This window comes from Fructilactobacillus ixorae, assembly GCF_024029915.1.
GTDB classification, from domain to species: domain Bacteria; phylum Bacillota; class Bacilli; order Lactobacillales; family Lactobacillaceae; genus Fructilactobacillus; species Fructilactobacillus ixorae.
On the sequence record NZ_CP097478.1, the window covers coordinates 780,868 to 796,308 of the forward strand.

A 15,441-nucleotide genomic window follows, 5' to 3' on the forward strand; every position below is an offset into this window, starting at 1 on the left:
GCCTATGTAAAAGTAAAAACTCTTACATAGGGACGAGGTCGTCGCGGTTCCACCCTACTTCTGAACTTAATCAGCAACTCGAAACGCATTGACTCGAAAAGCGCCAGTCCCTGAATGCAAGTGCCATCTCTCACTATCATGGCTTCGCTGCCTTGTAACCTTCAGTTACTCTCTTTTGTCTGTGTCAAATATTTAGTTAATTCCATTATAGTGGGCTGGTTTGCAAACGTCAACGACAATCACTTCGGTGTAAGCGACCACTGCTTCATTTGCTGTAAAAACCGCTTACTCTTTAGTTTCAATCCCACGTCATGATCATAGATTTGATCTAGGGTCTGCTGTAGTTGGGCCTTAGTCCGTTGATTTACCTGAATTTTACCAATCTTGGCAAGCTCAACCGCCGAAAACAACTGGAGGTAGTAAAGCGTTCGTGGCGCTAAGTGCAACCGGTGAGGATCAGCGGCAAAGTGGCGCTCACAAATCAAACCACCGAACTGTTCGGAATAATCATAAGTCGTGGTCGTTCGACCACAAACCGCACAGTGATGCCATTCTGGAGCCACTCCCAAAACCGGCAACAACTGGACCTCCACGATGTTTGTAATAATTGCCGGATCAAAGCCGTTATTAATCAGGTTTAGGGCATAAAATAATTTATCAAACCACTGAGAAACCACTACCCCATCGGGAAAGGCAGCGTCAAGAAGCCCCATAATATAGGTCGCATAAGCGTTCAACATTAAATCAGCACTGATCTGGCTAAAATGCTTCACGTGATCGGCCGTCGCAATGTAGGATAACCCCTGTTTTTTTAGCGTTCCATCGTAGGTTCCGTAACTAAACGGCAACAAATCCGCTGTCATTTTAAACTTAGGCCGACGCGCCCCGCGAATTAAAAACATCTTTTTGCCCGCTTCCGCGGTAAAAAACTTCACCAGCATATCGTGTTCACGATAATTCTGGCGGTAGATTAAAATCCCGTGGAAAGGGCGACTCTTGGTATTAACCACACTTACACCCCTTTGGTGTCAGCCACCTTAATAATCATTTTTGGCACTATATCCCAGGTTATTTAAGGCGGTTGGTTTATCACGCCACCCGGATTGAACGTGGACCCATAGTTTTAAGTTAACCTTCGTTCCGAGCAGTTTTTCAATTTCACGTCGGGCCCCCACGCTGATATATTTAAGCCGTTGGCCGCCCTTCCCCACAATGATGCCCTTTTGCCCATTTCGTTCGACAATAATTGAAGCTTCAATCTGGAGCTTGCCGGTTTCATTGGGACGCATCCATTCAACATAGACAGCCACTGAATGGGGAATTTCCTGACGCGTATTGGCTAAAATTTGTTCCCGAATGATTTCTTGCACGATAAAGCGCTCGGGATGATCCGTAATTTGATCATCCGGATAATATTGCGGCCCTTCCGGAAGGGTTTGTACTAAGGACTGCAGTAACTCATCCACGTTGTTCCCTCGTAACGCTGAGATGGGAAAAACCTCGGCCCACGGGTAGGCCTTGCGGTACAGATCCATAATCGGCAGGAGTTGGTTCGGATTAATCTCATCAATCTTATTAATGATTAGGTAAACGGGGGCTTCAATCTGCTTTAACTGGTCAATAATGTAATTATCCCCGGCCCCACGCGTTTCGGTTGCACTAACCATGAACAGCACGGCTTCCACCTCTTTTAGAGCTGATAACGCCGCCTGATCCATGTATTCATCCAGTTTATTTTGAGGCTTATGGATTCCAGGGGTGTCGAGAAACACCATTTGACTGTCACCCGTCGTGTAAATTCCCTGAATCTTGTTACGCGTGGTTTGAGCCTTATCGCTCATGATGGCCACTTTCTGACCCACCACCCGGTTTAAAAACGTTGACTTGCCGACGTTTGGACGGCCAACAATGGCCACAAAGCCGGATTTGAATCCTGTACTCATATCTTTTCCTCATCTCTTAAAACGGTAGCAGTGCAGTGACATAGGGAAACAATACAATTATCCCGATAACTAAAGCCATTCCGGCGGTAAATAACACGCCTCCAGCGGCGATATCCTTCACTTTTTTGGCAACCGGATCAAAGTGTGGTCCCACGGTTAGGTCCACTAGGTATTCGACCAATGTGTTGACAATCTCAGCACTCAGAACCAAAAAACAGGCTAATAATAACCAGAGCCAGGTACGGGCATCCACGTGAAGCGCCAACCCCACTACGATAACGACGAACATGCCGAGCAGGTGAATACGAAAGTTCCGTTCCCGAAAAAAAATTAAACAGAACCCGTCCCAGGCGTGACCGAAGGCTTGGGCAAAGTTTTTATTTTTGGTGATCTGCCGGTTATTTTTTGAGTCCATAGCCATCTAAAATCTTTCGTTGGAGGGGAAACATCACCGCCTCGTCCTCGGGTTCCATGTGATCATAACCGTTGAGATGCAAAAAGCCGTGAACAACTAAGAAGCCTAACTCGCGGTCCGTAGAATGTCCCAAAAAATCAGCCTGTTCCTGAACCTTATCCATGCTCACAAAGATGTCCCCCAGATTTTCCGGAATCTCAGCGCGTAACTCATCGTCCATGATGAGGGGAAGATCAGCCTCGGCATCATCCTCGAGGGCAAAACTGATCACATCAGTTGCCCGATCTACGTTGCGATATTCACGATTAATGGCTTGAATGCGCTCGTTATTCACGAGCGTCACAGACATTTCCGTATTCTCAGCTAATCCCAATGTTTGCGCTGCATAGTCTAATAAGCCCTTAATTAGTTTGATTTTGGCATCGGAAACCTGCGGGGTGGTTTCATCATAAATTTCTAGATCCATCATTTCTCCTTATTCAGCTTCATAGGCCGTGATAATCTTAGCTACAACTGGATTTCGGACCACATCGGCAGCCGTGAGCCGAATCACCGCGATGTCATCAATCGCCGCTAACACGTGGGGAGCACTAACTAACCCACTCGTCACGTTACCCTTTAAATCAATTTGTTGAATGTCACCATTTACAATCATTTTGGAACCAAACCCTAACCGGGTTAAAAACATTTTCATCTGCGGATTAGTCGTGTTCTGCGCTTCATCCAGGATGACAAAAGCATTTTCTAACGTCCGACCCCGCATGTAGGCTAAGGGAGCAATTTCAATTACCCCCCGTTCAATGAGCCGATCCGTGTGGTCTTTGCCTAAAATTGCGTACAAAGAATCGTACAACGGGCGCAGATAGGGATCGACCTTTTCCTTCAAATCACCTGGTAAAAATCCAAGGCTTTCTCCAGCTTCCACGGCTGGTCGCGTGAGGACAATTTTATCGACTTTTCCCTTTTTCAAGGCGGCCACCGCCATCACCACGGCTAAATAGGTTTTTCCGGTTCCGGCAGGACCAATCCCAAAGGTAATGTCATGCTGATTAATTGCTTGAATATACTGACACTGGCCAAAGTTTTTCACCCGCACCGGTTTGCCCTTGTTGTCCTTAATTAATACCTGGTTATACAAATCCGGTAAGGAACTAATCCGCCCCTGGCGGGCTAGGTTAACGGCCGCTACGTAATCACTCGCGGTTGGATGAATCCCGGCGTGAATCAGTTTTAAGATATTCAAGAGAATGTCATAACTTAACTGGACTGCCTGTTCGTCATGTCCTTCAACCTTAATCATTCCCTCAAAAAAGCGAATCGAAGTGTGTAATTCATCTTCAATAATTTTGACGAGCGCGTCTTGAGTTCCAAATAAGAGCGCCTGATCGTTTGGATTATTCAACGGTAATTGTTTTTGATATTCAAAATTTTCAATCAATCAAATATATCTCCTTAATGCGTTTTGGTTAAATTTTAGCATATCCCCCGGGCTTTCCAAAGGGAAACCCAGTTTGCCAACTAAAAAACACTCCAAAAGATCAACCTTTGGAGTGTTTTTTACGTTTGAACTTGTTTAGAAGTTGTTACGACGCTTTTTCTTTTTATTGTTACGTTTTCTTGCTGCTTCTGATTTTAATTTACGTTTAACGCTAGGCTTTTCGTAAAATTCACGTTTACGAAATTCCTGGAGAGTTCCGCTTTTTGAAACAGTCCGTTTAAAGCGACGAAGAGCATCTTCAAGAGATTCGTTCTTACGAACAACGGTTTTTGACATGTAAAATCCCTCCCTCCGAGCTTAAATAGTGCCAGCGCTACTATCTGACAAGTACAATTATACCTTATGCTAAAATTCACGTCAACGACCGAATTAAGATTTTGTTCTGGTCCGTGAAAGTCCTGCAATTAAGCTATAATAAGAGCAACGAGCTTTTTGAAAGGAGTTCTTTATGAAAACCATTTATAACGTATTTGTCATTTCTGATTCAAGTGGACAAACCGGAACCACGATTGCTAAAACAGCGGCGGCGCAGTTTCCAGAGGCCCATGCCAACATCAGTCAGTATCCATTCATCCAAACCAAGGCAATTCTCACTGGAATTTTAAAGCTAGCCAAGGAAAATCAAGCGATTATCTTCCATACCCTAGTGGATTCCGAGCTCAGTGACATGGTAACGCAGTATGCCGAAGAAAATGGCCTGTCGAGTTTTGACTGTATCCAGACCCCGATTGAATTAATTTCTCACCGGCTCCACGAATCTTCAGCAGCGGTTCCTGGATTAGTCCACAATTTAAACGCTGCCTACTTCAAACGCATCGACGCCATTGAATTTACGGTCGCAAACGACGACGGTCGCCATCCCGAAAAACTAAAGCAAGCTGACATCGTGATCTTAGGGGTTTCGCGGACTTCGAAGACCCCATTATCGTTATACCTCGCCAACGAAAGCTATAAGGTGGCGAACGTGCCCGTGGGGCCCAACATTCAACTGCCAGATGAAATTTGGCAATTAAATCCCAAAAAGATTTTTGGCTTAACCAATTCGATTACAAAACTGCAAGAGATTCGCACCCAACGGATGAAGGAATACGGAATTGAAAACGATACCCGGTATTCAAACGCTGCAAACATCAAGGAGGAACTGGACTACGCTCAGCGCCTCTACCAAAAAATCGGGTGTCTCTGTATTAACGTTGCCGACAAGTCAATCGAAGAAACGGCTTCCATTATTACCGAAAGCCTACCAAAGGCTAATCGGCCAATGCCGCCGTCGTAAGCTTTTGAATCAGCTCCGAATCAAATTGTTGGTTCCGGAGCATCGCAACTTCCGCACCATGCGGATCCACCTTTACCTTATCGTTAACTTTAATGGCGGGCGTTTCCATGATTTTGGGAACTGCCACCAGTTTTTCGTCGTGGGCAATGGCGTTTAACGCCGTGAAACCAATCGTGCCAAAGCCAATGTTTTCATGACGGTCTTTGTGACTTCCCAGTGGATTTTTATCGTCATTCAAGTGAATGACTTTGAGCCGCTCAAGCCCGATAACCCGATCAAACTCAGCTAGGACGCCCGCAAAGTCCTCCTTTACGTCATAGCCTGCATCGTACGTATGACAGGTGTCAAAGGTTACCGAGAGTTTTTCTGGATGCTCCACTCCGGCAATGATGGTATGGAGTTGTTCAAAACTAGTCCCGAGCTCGGTTCCCTTGCCGGCCATCGTTTCTAACGCAATTTGAATTTGTTGTTCGGGGTCAATCACCTGGTTTAACCCCTTAATAATCTGTTGTAACCCCGCATCAACCCCAGCGCCCACGTGGGAACCAGGATGTAATACAATCTGGGTTGCTCCCATTGCTTCGGAACGTTCCACTTCCTTGCGTAAAAAATCAACCGCAAAGCCAAAACTTTGGGGTTTTTTGGTGTTCGCCAGGTTAATAATGTAGGGAGCATGCACAACCACTTCTCGTAACCCGTGGTGGTGCATGTAGTCTTTCCCCGCCGGAATTTCTAATTCATCCAGGGGCTTGCGGCGTGAATTTTGGGGCGCTCCGGTGTACACCATAAAGGCGGTTTCATCGTTTGCAGCCGCCTCTTTCGCTGAGCCTAAAAACATGTCGGGTGCTTTCATTCCGACGTGGGAACCTAGCAATAATTCTTCACTCATCATTATCCTCCGCAGCGTTATGCCGGCCGATGACGTATTTGTCAATCACCCGCTTGTACGCTTTTCCATCGTTATAAGTATTCCACCAATCGTTAAAGGCCGTAAAGTCAACTGGTTGATTGGCCTGGATTGCTTGTCGTAACTGCTCAACTGTTTTAACTGGTGGCGTTGGTAACCACCGGTTTAAGTCCGGTTGAACCCCGCGCTGTTCGGCGTATGCTTGCAAATCATACATAAAGAAAATCGCCGACCGGGCCTGGGGCATCAAACTAAAGTCAAAAATGAACGACGAATAATCAGTGACTAGGGTGTCCGCTAGCGTCATCAAATCGGTCGTGGTAAATTCGTCATAAATTTTGACGTTTGGATGGTTAAACTGTTCCATTTCGAGTTTCTCACGATCAATCTCTGGGTAGAGCTTAACCGCTACAATCGCGTTAGGATCGGCCGCTAAGGCCTCAATCGTCCCAGTGGGCGGGTTCAGTTGGCTCGCACTCCGGTAAGTCGGGGCGTATAAAATCACCCGCTTGTTTTTTAACTCGGGCGCCGCCAACCAAACCCGCTGCCGTACCGTATCTAACCAGTTCGCACTAAACAACCGATCAGAGCGCGGCATGCCCAAATCCTGCATTTTAGTCGCCGGTTGGGCAAAGCTGCGTTGAAAAACGTTTCCCATGGCTTTAGACGCCACCACATAGTCATCAAACTGGTTATATACAAGTTGATGGCGCCGGCGTTTGAACCATCCGGTTCGCCGTTGGTTAGGATCCTCCCAACCAAACGTCTTAATCGTGCCATCCGCATGCCACAGTTGAATGATCTTCATTTTCGTCCGGGGCCGAATTAAGCCAGCTAACAGAGCGTAATAGTTATCACAAAAAATTAACCGAGCCGTCATTAACTGCGGAATGCGCTGCAGTAAAAACGGGATACTCATTTTTAACGGAATTGCCTTAACCCCAAAGGCCTTGAGGTCATAAGCAGCCGCCAACGTGCGTGGATTATAAATTACCACCAATTTTTGTCCCGCTGGCAACTCAGCCGCCGTCCGTTTAATCATGTGGAGGTTGTTACTGTAACTCATCAGGTAATAAACGTTCTTTTTAGTTCTAAAGTAAAATAGTACGGAGAGGAAGCGAACCAACCAAACATATACTGTTTTCATTTTATCTTATCCCGCCACTTTCTAAGGTTGCTCTGTGATCGTTATTTCGGTTTACTTTCGTAAAAGTGTCCAAACACCTCATCCACGTCCACTGCCACTGCAAACGCATGGGGATCAGATTCGTGGAGCGCTGCATCCAGTTCATTCTTTTCATATCGAGAAATTACGGTAAAGAGGATTGCTTTACGGTCATGGTGATAGGCCCCTTCCGCGTCATGGACAATCGTAATCCCGCGTCGCATGTGATTTTGAATGCTATCTACGACTGTTTTTGGAAAATCCGTCACGATCATCACCTGCATCCGTTGCTGTCTAGTATAGGTTAAATCCATTACTTTCGCATTAACAAACAATCCAATTGCAGAATAAAAGGCATACGGCCATCCGTACATGAACCCGGCTGACAGAATAATCAACGAGTTAAAGAGAATGTTGATGTTTCCAATCGAATGCCCCGTTTTTCGTTGAATCACAATCCCAAGGATATCCAATCCCCCAGTGGAAATCTGATTTTTCAGGGCTAATCCGGTCCCAAATCCGTTGACAGCTCCCCCAAAGAGGGCACAAATCAACGGGTCGGATGTCAGGGTTAGCGGGTGCAAAATTTTAATCATAAAACTAGCGAGCAAAACCGAAATAAAGGTAAAGATGGCAAACTGGTGCCCGATTTGTTTCCAAGCTAATAGTAGAAGCGGGAGGTTCAGCAGTAGTAGTGCTAGGGCCGTTGACAAGGTAAACGGCAGGTACCGCTGCGAAACCGTGTTAAGTAACTGGGCAAATCCGGTAATTCCAGAGGAATAAATGTGCCCCGGCGTCCAGAAGAAATTCATCGCAATCGAAACTAACGTCGCATAAATAAACGCGGTTGATAGCTTCGTAATAATTTGGTGCCGGCGAATGACTTTGTGTACATCGTCCATAAACAACCCTCTAATTTCAATTCTTGTAATTATTCCATCATAGTATAACACGAAAAAAGGAAGCCACGCATTGCGCGTAACGTCCCCCTTTAGCTTTATTTATCAGTTGGTTTTTCCACTTCAATTCCTAATTCATCAAGTTGTTTGGGTGCAACGGGCGTTGGGGCACTCGTTAACGGATCAATGGCCTTCGAATTCTTCGGAAAGGCGATTACATCACGAATGTTGCCCCGCCGGGCTAACAGCCGCGCAAACCGATCTAAACCGATTGCCAAGCCACCGTGTGGCGGAAACCCATAGTCTAAGGCCCGCAAAAAGTACCCAAACTGGGCGTTGGCGCTTTCTGGCGTAAAGCCGAGGGCCCGAAACATCTTCTCCTGTAACTCCCGGGTGTGAATCCGGATTGAGCCACCCCCGAGTTCTAGTCCATTTAAGATGATGTCATAACTCTGTGCGTGCGCCTGGTGGGGATCTTCGCCCTCATCCAAATAATGTTCATCGCCGACATTTGGCATCGTGAACGGGTGGTGAGCGGCGGTCCAGCGTTGTGCCCCCTCATCATATTCAAACAACGGCCAATCAACGACCCATAAGAAGTTATACTGGTCAGCTGGAATCAGGTCTTGTTCCTTTCCAATCGCCACCCGCAGGTATCCAAGTGTATCAGCCACGACCTTAGCTCGGTCAGCAGCAAAGAGCACTAAATCGCCGGGTTGGGCGCCCGTTTGTGCTTCAAGCGCCGCAACTTGGTCAGTATCCTTAAAGAACTTTGCGATGGGGCCAGCAAATCCATCCGCTGTAACCTTCAGCCAGGCCAGTCCCTTCGCACCAAACCGCTTTACGTAATCGGTATACCGATCAATGTCTTTGCGAGAGTACTGATCTGCTCCCCCGGGGACGGCAATTGCTTTGACTTGGCCTCCGGCAGCAACTGCCGAACTAAACACTTTGAAGTCAGAATCGGCCACTAGGTCCGAAACATCCTTTAGCTCCATTCCAAATCGGGTGTCAGGCTGATCCGTCCCAAAGCGATCCATGGATTCTTGCCACGTAATCCGGTCAAATGGCAGTTTGACGTCGTAACCAACGGCGTCCTTCATGACCTCTTTAATCAGGCCTTCTGTTATGGCTTGGATATCTTCGGCACTCATAAAGGACGTTTCTAAGTCAATCTGCGTGAATTCGGGTTGCCGGTCTCCACGTAAGTCCTCATCCCGAAAGCAGCGTGCAATTTGATAGTAGCGATCGAAACCGGCTCCCATCAGCATTTGTTTAAACTGCTGGGGGGATTGTGGTAAGGCATAAAAGGAACCGGGATACACCCGTGATGGCACCAAGTAGTCCCGCGCTCCTTCCGGAGTTGATGCCGTTAAATCTGGTGTTTCAATGTCAATAAAGCCGTTTTGATCTAGGTAGCGGTGCGTTGCCTGTAAAATCCGGTTTCTGACCAAGAGCCCCCGTTGCATCTCTGGACGCCGCAGATCCAGATACCGATACTTCAATCGCAAGTCATCGTTAGCGTTGGTGTCGTCCTTAATTTCAAAGGGGACTGGCTTGGAGGTACTCAAAATCTGGGCCGCCGTCACATGGACTTCCACCTTCCCCGTATATAGCTCGGGATTAACTTCCGTTTCCGCCCGGGCAACCACTTTTCCCGTAACTTCGAGCACAAATTCATTTTTTGCCGTTTCGGCCACTTGAAAAGCCGCCGGATTCTCATGTTCGTTAAAGACCAACTGAACAATTCCGGCTCGATCGCGAAGATCAATAAACATTAAGCTCCCGAGGTTTCGTTTTTTGGCAATCCAACCATCCAACGTCACCGTTTGGTCTAAATCCTGTTCGTTGACCTTCCCAGCATATGTAGTTCGTTTCATCATTATCATCCTTTCCAATCCAGCAATTAATCGGGCCGTCGTTCCAACTACGACTTAGCCTTCCTGACGCCAGAAAAAAACCGTGCGAAATTGCTCCAAGGGCGCAAGTGCACGGTACCACCTTTTTTTATTACTTCATGAGGTTTTCATTTTTAATTAAACCAGTCCTAAACGTGTCTTTCCGGAACGCCCGCTACGTTCTTGCACTCCCGAACGCTTTCTGAGAAACGGCCTTTCCCGGTACTCTTCGTTATCATTGAACTATTTCTAACAATTTTACCCTAATCAAAAACCGGGAGAAAGTCAAGGAGATCCGCTGGATTTACTGCTAGAATCCCGAAAAAGTTATATGATGTTAATTAACTAGTACTTTAGGAAGTAGTGAGGAAAAATCATGCCCTTTACAATCAGAAATCGCCGTGGGTTGGCCTTTACCCTGGTCGTAACCTGCTGTACCTGTCTCATTATCGGCATCATGCTCTTACGAAACAACGTCGCCGTTCACACGAATAACCTCCAAATTAAAGCCGGCCCCAACTTAGCTACCACTACCATTGGAACTGTTAACCGGGGCGATCGGGTGCAAATCATTACCAAAAAACACCAGTGGGCCCAAGTTGTCTATCAACACCAAAAAATTGGTTGGGTGCCGAACTGGTTATTAAGCGGTCATCCCCACCTCAAAACCGCTGGTCCACTGGCGGAAGCGAGCATTGTTTTAGACCCTGGTCACGGAGGGTCTGACTCCGGCGCCCTCTCTAATTCGAACCAACCAGAAAAACGCTACACCTTAGCCCTCGCACGACAAGTTGCGGCGCGCTTACGCGCGGCGGGGACAAACGTTACCATGGTTCGTGATCACGACCAAACAGTGGCGTTAAAGCGGCGACCGGGCTTTGCAACTAAGGCGCAGGCCAACCTCTTTGTGAGTTTTCACTTTGACTCCTCCACCGTGCCGGGATCAGCTTCCGGATTCACGACCTATTACTACCATCCGGGCCACTCTAAACAACTGGCGCAAGCGGTTAATCTGCAACTAACCGGCCTTGGTTTAGAAAATAAGGGCGTTCAATTTGGCGATTATCTCGTCATTCGGGACACGACCGTGCCAGCCGTTTTATTAGAAATGGGGTACATCAATAACCAAACGGACTTTCAAAAAATTAAAAGCAAAGCTTACCAACAAAGGGTTGCGAACGAGGTAACCGCGGGCTTGCAACGCTATCTCAAGACTAACTACTAAACTAATCCCTAGGAGGTTTCCATGAAAAAACTAACGCCTGCTTGGTTACAACAACTGCCCCTGCAGGAGCTCCAGACCGTTACTCCCGTTTCTGGTGGGGACATTAATGAGGCCTACCAGCTGACCACCAAGCGCGGTGCCCGGTACTTTTTAAAGGTCCAACCAGGACGTGGTAAAGCCTTTTTTGATCATGAAGTGGAAGGGTTAGACTTAATTGGCCAAGTCGCCACCGTGCCAACCGTGATTGCGAGTGGCGAGATTGAAACGGATGGTTATCTGATCTTGCAATGGATTGAAACTGGCAACGGTGACCAGTTTGAGCTTGGTCAAATGCTGGCCCACGTTCACCAGCAACAAGAACAGCGCTTTGGTCTCGACCATGATTTTCGCTTAGGGCGGTTTCCAAAGGTTAATCAGTGGCAAAGTAACTGGGCGACCTTTTTTATTCAGCAACGGTTACAGCCGCTGGCGCAGTTAGCCCAGCAAAAAGGCCGCTGGAACCAACCCCGTTCCGCGGCTTTAACTCTGATTAAACAGCAACTGCAAGCTTATGCAACCACTCATGGAATTAAAGCAAGCCTCTTACATGGGGATCTATGGGCAGGGAATGCGCTCTTTAACCACCAGCACCAGCCCCTGCTCATTGATCCGGATGTTTATTATGGTGACCGTGAATTTGATCTCGGGATTACCACCGTCTTTGGGGGCTTTACCGCCGCGTTTTACAGTGGCTATCAATCAGTCTACCCATGCCGTCCGGGAATAGAAGCTCGCTTACCTTGGTATCGCTTTTACTACGTTTTGATGCACGTCGTCCTCTTTGGTGAGAGCTACGGTACTTATCTTGACCAAATCAGTTCAAAACTATTGAATGAGGGGCAACAATTCAGTTAAATCATGAATGGTAACGCTAGGCGTCCCCGGGATTTCAATTACATAATCCGGGTCAAACAAAATCGACTTAATTCCTGCCCGATTGGCGGCATCCACATCTAGTTTACGATCCCCCACAAACGCCGTCTGTGCGGGATCCAATTGCATTTGGTCCAGTAAGAACTGCAGGGCCGTCGGATCCGGCTTGCGTGGAAATCCTTGTTCACGGGTCACGACCCCGGTCAACAAGGAGGTTAAATTGGCCTGAGCCAGTAACGTGACCGCCGCTTGATCGCGATGGGTTACCAACCCGTTCTGACCCCCATGCTTAACTACCGCTTGAAGTGCTGCAGGCGCGCCCGCAAACGGCTGGGCTAGCTGAATTTCTAGGGCTTCAAACTCCCGATAAGCAGTTTGCAACTGCTGCGGGTCAACATGGAAACGGGCGCTAAACTTCGTAATGGCCGAATTAAGGGAATGCCCCCGCATTTGCCGATAGATTTCGTCCCCATCAATTTCAAATTCATCAATACCAACCCGTTGGAGCGCCTTTGTAAACGCACTTACCATGTATGGATACGTATCAAACAGGGTCCCATCAAAATCCCAAAGTAAGTTAATCATTGTGCAGACTCCCGATCATTCAACAGGAACGTGGCCGGCCCATCATTTACGAGCTCCACCTGCATATCCGCTCCAAACTGCCCGGTGGCCACTGATAGTCCCTGGGCTCCCAGTGCCTCATTAAAGGCGGTGTAAACTTGGTAAGCTGCTTGTGGATCTCCTGCGGCTTGAAATGACGGCCGATTCCCGTGGTGTAAATCAGCTAAAAGTGTAAACTGCGAAACAGAGAGAATTGCGCCCTTTGCTTGCATAATGTTGCGATTCATTTTCCCCGCCTCATCGGCAAAAACTCGTAGTTTAGCCACTTTGGCGGCCAGCCGTTGGGCCGTAACCTCGTCGTCCCCAGCTTCGGCACCGACAAAAATTAATAAGCCCGTCTGAATGGCTCCCACCACCTGGTCGTCAATCCGCACCGTAGCCCGCTGGACTCGTTGTAATACTAACTTCATAGTTAATTAACTCCTTTAGTTTAAAACTCGTTCGGCGGTCGCCACTCCGGGAACCATCTTAACGGTTTCCATTACCTGCTCAACTTGAGCAACATTGTGAACATCCACAACGGCATCAATGGTCACACCCGTGTCATCGTGAACGCGCCCGTTAATCGACGTTAACTGGGCAGGACTGTTATTAAACCGTTTAATGACATCGTTTAACACTCCATTGCGGTTATCAGCTTCAAAGCGTAACTTGGCTGGATAATTAACCTGATTATTTTCAACTTCCCGCCAGTGGGCCGCAATGATTCGGCCAGGCTCGGCGTTACTAAAATTATTACAGTTAACCCGGTGAATCGAGATCCCCCGTCCCTTGGTGATGTAACCGACAATTTCATCACCAGGAAGGGGCAAACAACAGTGACTTAACCGCACCAACACGTTATCAATCCCATCGACCGCCACGTTATCAGCCGGCCGGTTTCCCCGGGGTTGGGACGTGCTTTTTTTCGTTGATAACGTCTGAGAGTGTTCCAGGAGCTCTTGTTCAGTCTGGTGTTCCCGTTCCTTTTGTTGTTCATCCCGAATTTCACTGGTAAAGCGGTTAGCTACTCCCACCGCGTGAACGTCCCCAAAGCCAAGGGCGGCCAACAGGTCATCCTCCGTCCGGTAATGGAGTTCGTTGAGCACCCGTTCCCAGTTTTCGGGCGTCAATAGTTCGTTCGGCGCGTACCCCGTTTCCGCCAGCTGATTATGCAGGAGTTCGGTCCCAGCTTTAATGTTATCCTCCCGGTTTTGCTTTTTGAAAAACTGATTAATCTTGTGCTTGGCACTACTGGTGTGCACCAAATCTAACCAGTTCTTTCCAGGGCCCGTCGCGTTCGCAGCGGTAATAATTTCCACGATGTCCCCGTTTTTAATCTGGTAATCAAGCGACACCATTTTGCCGTTTACGCGGGCCCCCGTGGCACGATGACCCACTTGCGTATGAATGGCATATGCCATATCGAGCGGACCCGCTCCCTGGGGGAGTTCTAACACATCGCCGTTCGGCGTAAAGGCATATACGTGGTCACTAAACAGTTCCCCTTGGACACTGTCCATAAAGTCAGCCGCATTATCGGTTTCTTCTTGAATTTCAATAATCTTTTTAAACCAGTTTAACTGCACGTTATTGTCATCATTGGCAACGACGTCCGTTTGCCCCTGTTTGTAGGCCCAGTGGGCTGCAACCCCATACTCTGCAATGCGGTGCATCTCTTTGGTCCGGATTTGAATCTCCAGTGGTTTGCCTTCCGGTCCAATCACAGTTGTATGCAACGACTGGTAGAGGTTGGGTTTGGGCATGGCAATGTAATCCTTAAACCGTCCCGGCATCGGGGGCCACTTCGCGTGCACTGCGCCTAAAATGGCATAGCAATCCTTAACCGTGTCCACGATAATTCGAATGGCTGACAGATCGTAAATTTCTTCAAACTTTTTGTGCTTGTCAACCATTTTTTTGTAAATGGAATAGAGGTGCTTGGGCCGCCCGTAAATTTCCGCTGGAATGTGATAGTCCGCAATGGCCCGGCGCACTTCGCGAATGGCATCCTGAATGTAAGATTCCCGCTCGTTTCGTTTCGACTTCATCGAATGCGCAATTTGGTAGTAGGCTTCGGGATTCAGATAGCGTAACGCCATATCCTGCAGTTCCCACTTTACGGTTCCCATCCCCAGGCGGTCGGCGATGGGCGCATAAACATCAAGGGTTTCTTTGGCAAACCGCGCTTGAAAGTCGGCGGAAAGGGCGCCCAACGTATCCATGTTATCCATTCGGTCGGCAAGTTTCACAATCATCACGCGAATGTCCTTGCACATCACTAGCAGTAACTTCCGGTAGTTTTCCGCCAGCGCTTCCCGACTCGAGTTATACTTAATCTTACTAATCTTAGTAACCCCGTCGACAATCAGGGCCACGTCAGCACCAAACTGCTCGCGGACGTCAATCAATTGCATGTCACTATCCTCAACCACATCGTGCAAAAAACCGGCGGTGATGGCCACGGCATCCATATTAAGGTCCGCTAAAATCCCAGCCACGTTCGTCGAGTGATCAATGTAACGCTCCCCCGAATCCCGTTGCTTCGTTCCATGCGCGTGCCGAGCAACTTGGTACGCGCGCTTAACCATTGCGACCTGGTCAGGGCTCATTTCACTTTGAATTTTAGTAAATACCTCAGCTGGTTGCCATTGTTTGAGGCTTGCCATCGTTGTCACCTCCATTTAATCATCAGATCAT

At 47.8% G+C, this 15,441-nt stretch carries 16 protein-coding genes; 3 read left to right on the forward strand and 13 right to left on the reverse strand.

Annotated elements, in window-relative coordinates:
• Window positions 1-239: 239 nt before the first annotated feature.
• The 6 genes from recO to rpsU form a co-directional block, all read right to left on the reverse strand.
• Window positions 240-1,010, reverse strand: a complete 771-nt coding sequence (gene recO, locus M8332_RS03805) for a DNA repair protein RecO (RefSeq protein WP_289847005.1) — start codon at window positions 1,008-1,010, stop codon at window positions 240-242.
• A 27-nt stretch (window positions 1,011-1,037) separates the two neighbouring features.
• Window positions 1,038-1,943 carry a GTPase Era gene (gene era, locus M8332_RS03810; RefSeq protein WP_252779526.1) on the reverse strand — a complete coding sequence of 302 codons (906 nt, stop codon included), beginning with the start codon at window positions 1,941-1,943 and terminating at the stop codon, window positions 1,038-1,040.
• Between the two features lie 16 nt (window positions 1,944-1,959).
• Window positions 1,960-2,358, reverse strand: a complete 399-nt coding sequence (locus M8332_RS03815) for a diacylglycerol kinase family protein (protein WP_252779527.1) — start codon at window positions 2,356-2,358, stop codon at window positions 1,960-1,962.
• Complete coding sequence (ybeY, locus tag M8332_RS03820; protein ID WP_252780801.1) at window positions 2,342-2,824, reverse strand: rRNA maturation RNase YbeY; 483 nt, start codon at window positions 2,822-2,824, stop codon at window positions 2,342-2,344. The genes M8332_RS03815 and ybeY overlap by 17 nt, the downstream gene beginning before the upstream one ends.
• A 9-nt stretch (window positions 2,825-2,833) precedes the next feature.
• Window positions 2,834-3,796, reverse strand: coding sequence for a PhoH family protein (locus M8332_RS03825; RefSeq protein ID WP_252779528.1), 963 nt, complete (start codon window positions 3,794-3,796; stop codon window positions 2,834-2,836).
• A 135-nt stretch (window positions 3,797-3,931) separates the two neighbouring features.
• The gene (gene rpsU / locus M8332_RS03830) at window positions 3,932-4,132 is read right to left on the reverse strand and encodes a 30S ribosomal protein S21 (protein WP_252750292.1); all 201 of its coding nucleotides are present in this window, start codon (window positions 4,130-4,132) and stop codon (window positions 3,932-3,934) included.
• A 172-nt stretch (window positions 4,133-4,304) separates the two neighbouring features.
• Between rpsU and M8332_RS03835 the strand changes: the two genes are divergently transcribed.
• Entirely contained in the window at window positions 4,305-5,132 is an 828-nt protein-coding gene (locus tag M8332_RS03835; protein WP_252779529.1) for a pyruvate, water dikinase regulatory protein, read from the forward strand.
• Here the strand turns inward: M8332_RS03835 and M8332_RS03840 are convergent.
• The 4 genes from M8332_RS03840 to aspS all read right to left on the reverse strand — a co-directional run bounded on the left by M8332_RS03840 (window position 5,107) and on the right by aspS (window position 9,983).
• On the reverse strand, window positions 5,107-6,021 hold the full coding sequence (locus tag M8332_RS03840) for a deoxyribonuclease IV (protein WP_252780802.1): 915 nt from the start codon (window positions 6,019-6,021) through the stop codon (window positions 5,107-5,109). The genes M8332_RS03835 and M8332_RS03840 overlap by 26 nt on opposite strands.
• Window positions 6,014-7,186 (reverse strand): CDP-glycerol glycerophosphotransferase family protein, encoded by a 1,173-nt coding sequence (locus M8332_RS03845; protein WP_252779530.1) that lies wholly within the window; start codon window positions 7,184-7,186, stop codon window positions 6,014-6,016. The genes M8332_RS03840 and M8332_RS03845 overlap by 8 nt, the downstream gene beginning before the upstream one ends.
• Window positions 7,187-7,227: 41 nt before the next feature.
• Entirely contained in the window at window positions 7,228-8,106 is an 879-nt protein-coding gene (locus M8332_RS03850) for a YitT family protein (protein ID WP_252779531.1), read from the reverse strand.
• 95 nt (window positions 8,107-8,201) lie between these two features.
• Window positions 8,202-9,983, reverse strand: a complete 1,782-nt coding sequence (gene aspS / locus M8332_RS03855; RefSeq protein WP_252780803.1) for an aspartate--tRNA ligase — start codon at window positions 9,981-9,983, stop codon at window positions 8,202-8,204.
• Between the two features lie 394 nt (window positions 9,984-10,377).
• Here aspS and M8332_RS03860 point away from each other — a divergent pair, with 394 nt between their 5' ends.
• Both M8332_RS03860 and M8332_RS03865 read left to right on the forward strand, forming a co-directional pair.
• The gene (locus M8332_RS03860) at window positions 10,378-11,226 is read left to right on the forward strand and encodes an N-acetylmuramoyl-L-alanine amidase family protein (protein ID WP_252779533.1); all 849 of its coding nucleotides are present in this window, start codon (window positions 10,378-10,380) and stop codon (window positions 11,224-11,226) included.
• Between the two features lie 21 nt (window positions 11,227-11,247).
• A complete protein-coding gene (locus tag M8332_RS03865; protein ID WP_252779535.1) occupies window positions 11,248-12,120 on the forward strand; it encodes a fructosamine kinase family protein in 873 nt (290 codons plus the stop codon).
• Here M8332_RS03865 and M8332_RS03870 read toward each other — a convergent pair.
• Genes M8332_RS03870 through M8332_RS03880 form a run of 3 tightly spaced genes read right to left on the reverse strand, consistent with a single transcriptional unit; the run spans window position 12,091 to window position 15,410 of the window.
• Complete coding sequence (locus M8332_RS03870) at window positions 12,091-12,723, reverse strand: HAD-IA family hydrolase (protein WP_252779536.1); 633 nt, start codon at window positions 12,721-12,723, stop codon at window positions 12,091-12,093. The two genes, M8332_RS03865 and M8332_RS03870, sit on opposite strands and share 30 nt — an antisense overlap.
• A complete protein-coding gene (gene dtd / locus M8332_RS03875; protein ID WP_252779538.1) occupies window positions 12,720-13,172 on the reverse strand; it encodes a D-aminoacyl-tRNA deacylase in 453 nt (150 codons plus the stop codon). Before dtd ends, M8332_RS03870 begins: the two co-directional genes overlap by 4 nt.
• A gap of 15 nt (window positions 13,173-13,187) precedes the next feature.
• On the reverse strand, window positions 13,188-15,410 hold the full coding sequence (locus tag M8332_RS03880; RefSeq protein ID WP_252779540.1) for a RelA/SpoT family protein: 2,223 nt from the start codon (window positions 15,408-15,410) through the stop codon (window positions 13,188-13,190).
• Between the last annotated feature and the right edge of the window lie 31 nt (window positions 15,411-15,441).

Excerpts from the sequence above, each read along its gene's own strand:
- M8332_RS03865 (WP_252779535.1), top strand. The coding sequence starts at position 11,248 with ATGAAAAAACTAACGCCTGCTTGGTTACAACAACTGCCCCTGCAGGAG.
- era (WP_252779526.1), bottom strand. The coding sequence starts at position 1,943 with ATGAGTACAGGATTCAAATCCGGCTTTGTGGCCATTGTTGGCCGTCCA.
- M8332_RS03870 (WP_252779536.1), bottom strand. The coding sequence starts at position 12,723 with ATGATTAACTTACTTTGGGATTTTGATGGGACCCTGTTTGATACGTAT.
- aspS (WP_252780803.1), bottom strand. The coding sequence starts at position 9,983 with ATGAAACGAACTACATATGCTGGGAAGGTCAACGAACAGGATTTAGAC.
- M8332_RS03880 (WP_252779540.1), bottom strand. The coding sequence starts at position 15,410 with ATGGCAAGCCTCAAACAATGGCAACCAGCTGAGGTATTTACTAAAATT.
- M8332_RS03815 (WP_252779527.1), bottom strand. The coding sequence starts at position 2,358 with ATGGACTCAAAAAATAACCGGCAGATCACCAAAAATAAAAACTTTGCC.
- dtd (WP_252779538.1), bottom strand. The coding sequence starts at position 13,172 with ATGAAGTTAGTATTACAACGAGTCCAGCGGGCTACGGTGCGGATTGAC.
- M8332_RS03850 (WP_252779531.1), bottom strand. The coding sequence starts at position 8,106 with ATGGACGATGTACACAAAGTCATTCGCCGGCACCAAATTATTACGAAG.
- ybeY (WP_252780801.1), bottom strand. The coding sequence starts at position 2,824 with ATGGATCTAGAAATTTATGATGAAACCACCCCGCAGGTTTCCGATGCC.
- M8332_RS03835 (WP_252779529.1), top strand. The coding sequence starts at position 4,305 with ATGAAAACCATTTATAACGTATTTGTCATTTCTGATTCAAGTGGACAA.
- M8332_RS03840 (WP_252780802.1), bottom strand. The coding sequence starts at position 6,021 with ATGAGTGAAGAATTATTGCTAGGTTCCCACGTCGGAATGAAAGCACCC.
- M8332_RS03845 (WP_252779530.1), bottom strand. The coding sequence starts at position 7,186 with ATGAAAACAGTATATGTTTGGTTGGTTCGCTTCCTCTCCGTACTATTT.
- M8332_RS03860 (WP_252779533.1), top strand. The coding sequence starts at position 10,378 with ATGCCCTTTACAATCAGAAATCGCCGTGGGTTGGCCTTTACCCTGGTC.
- rpsU (WP_252750292.1), bottom strand. The coding sequence starts at position 4,132 with ATGTCAAAAACCGTTGTTCGTAAGAACGAATCTCTTGAAGATGCTCTT.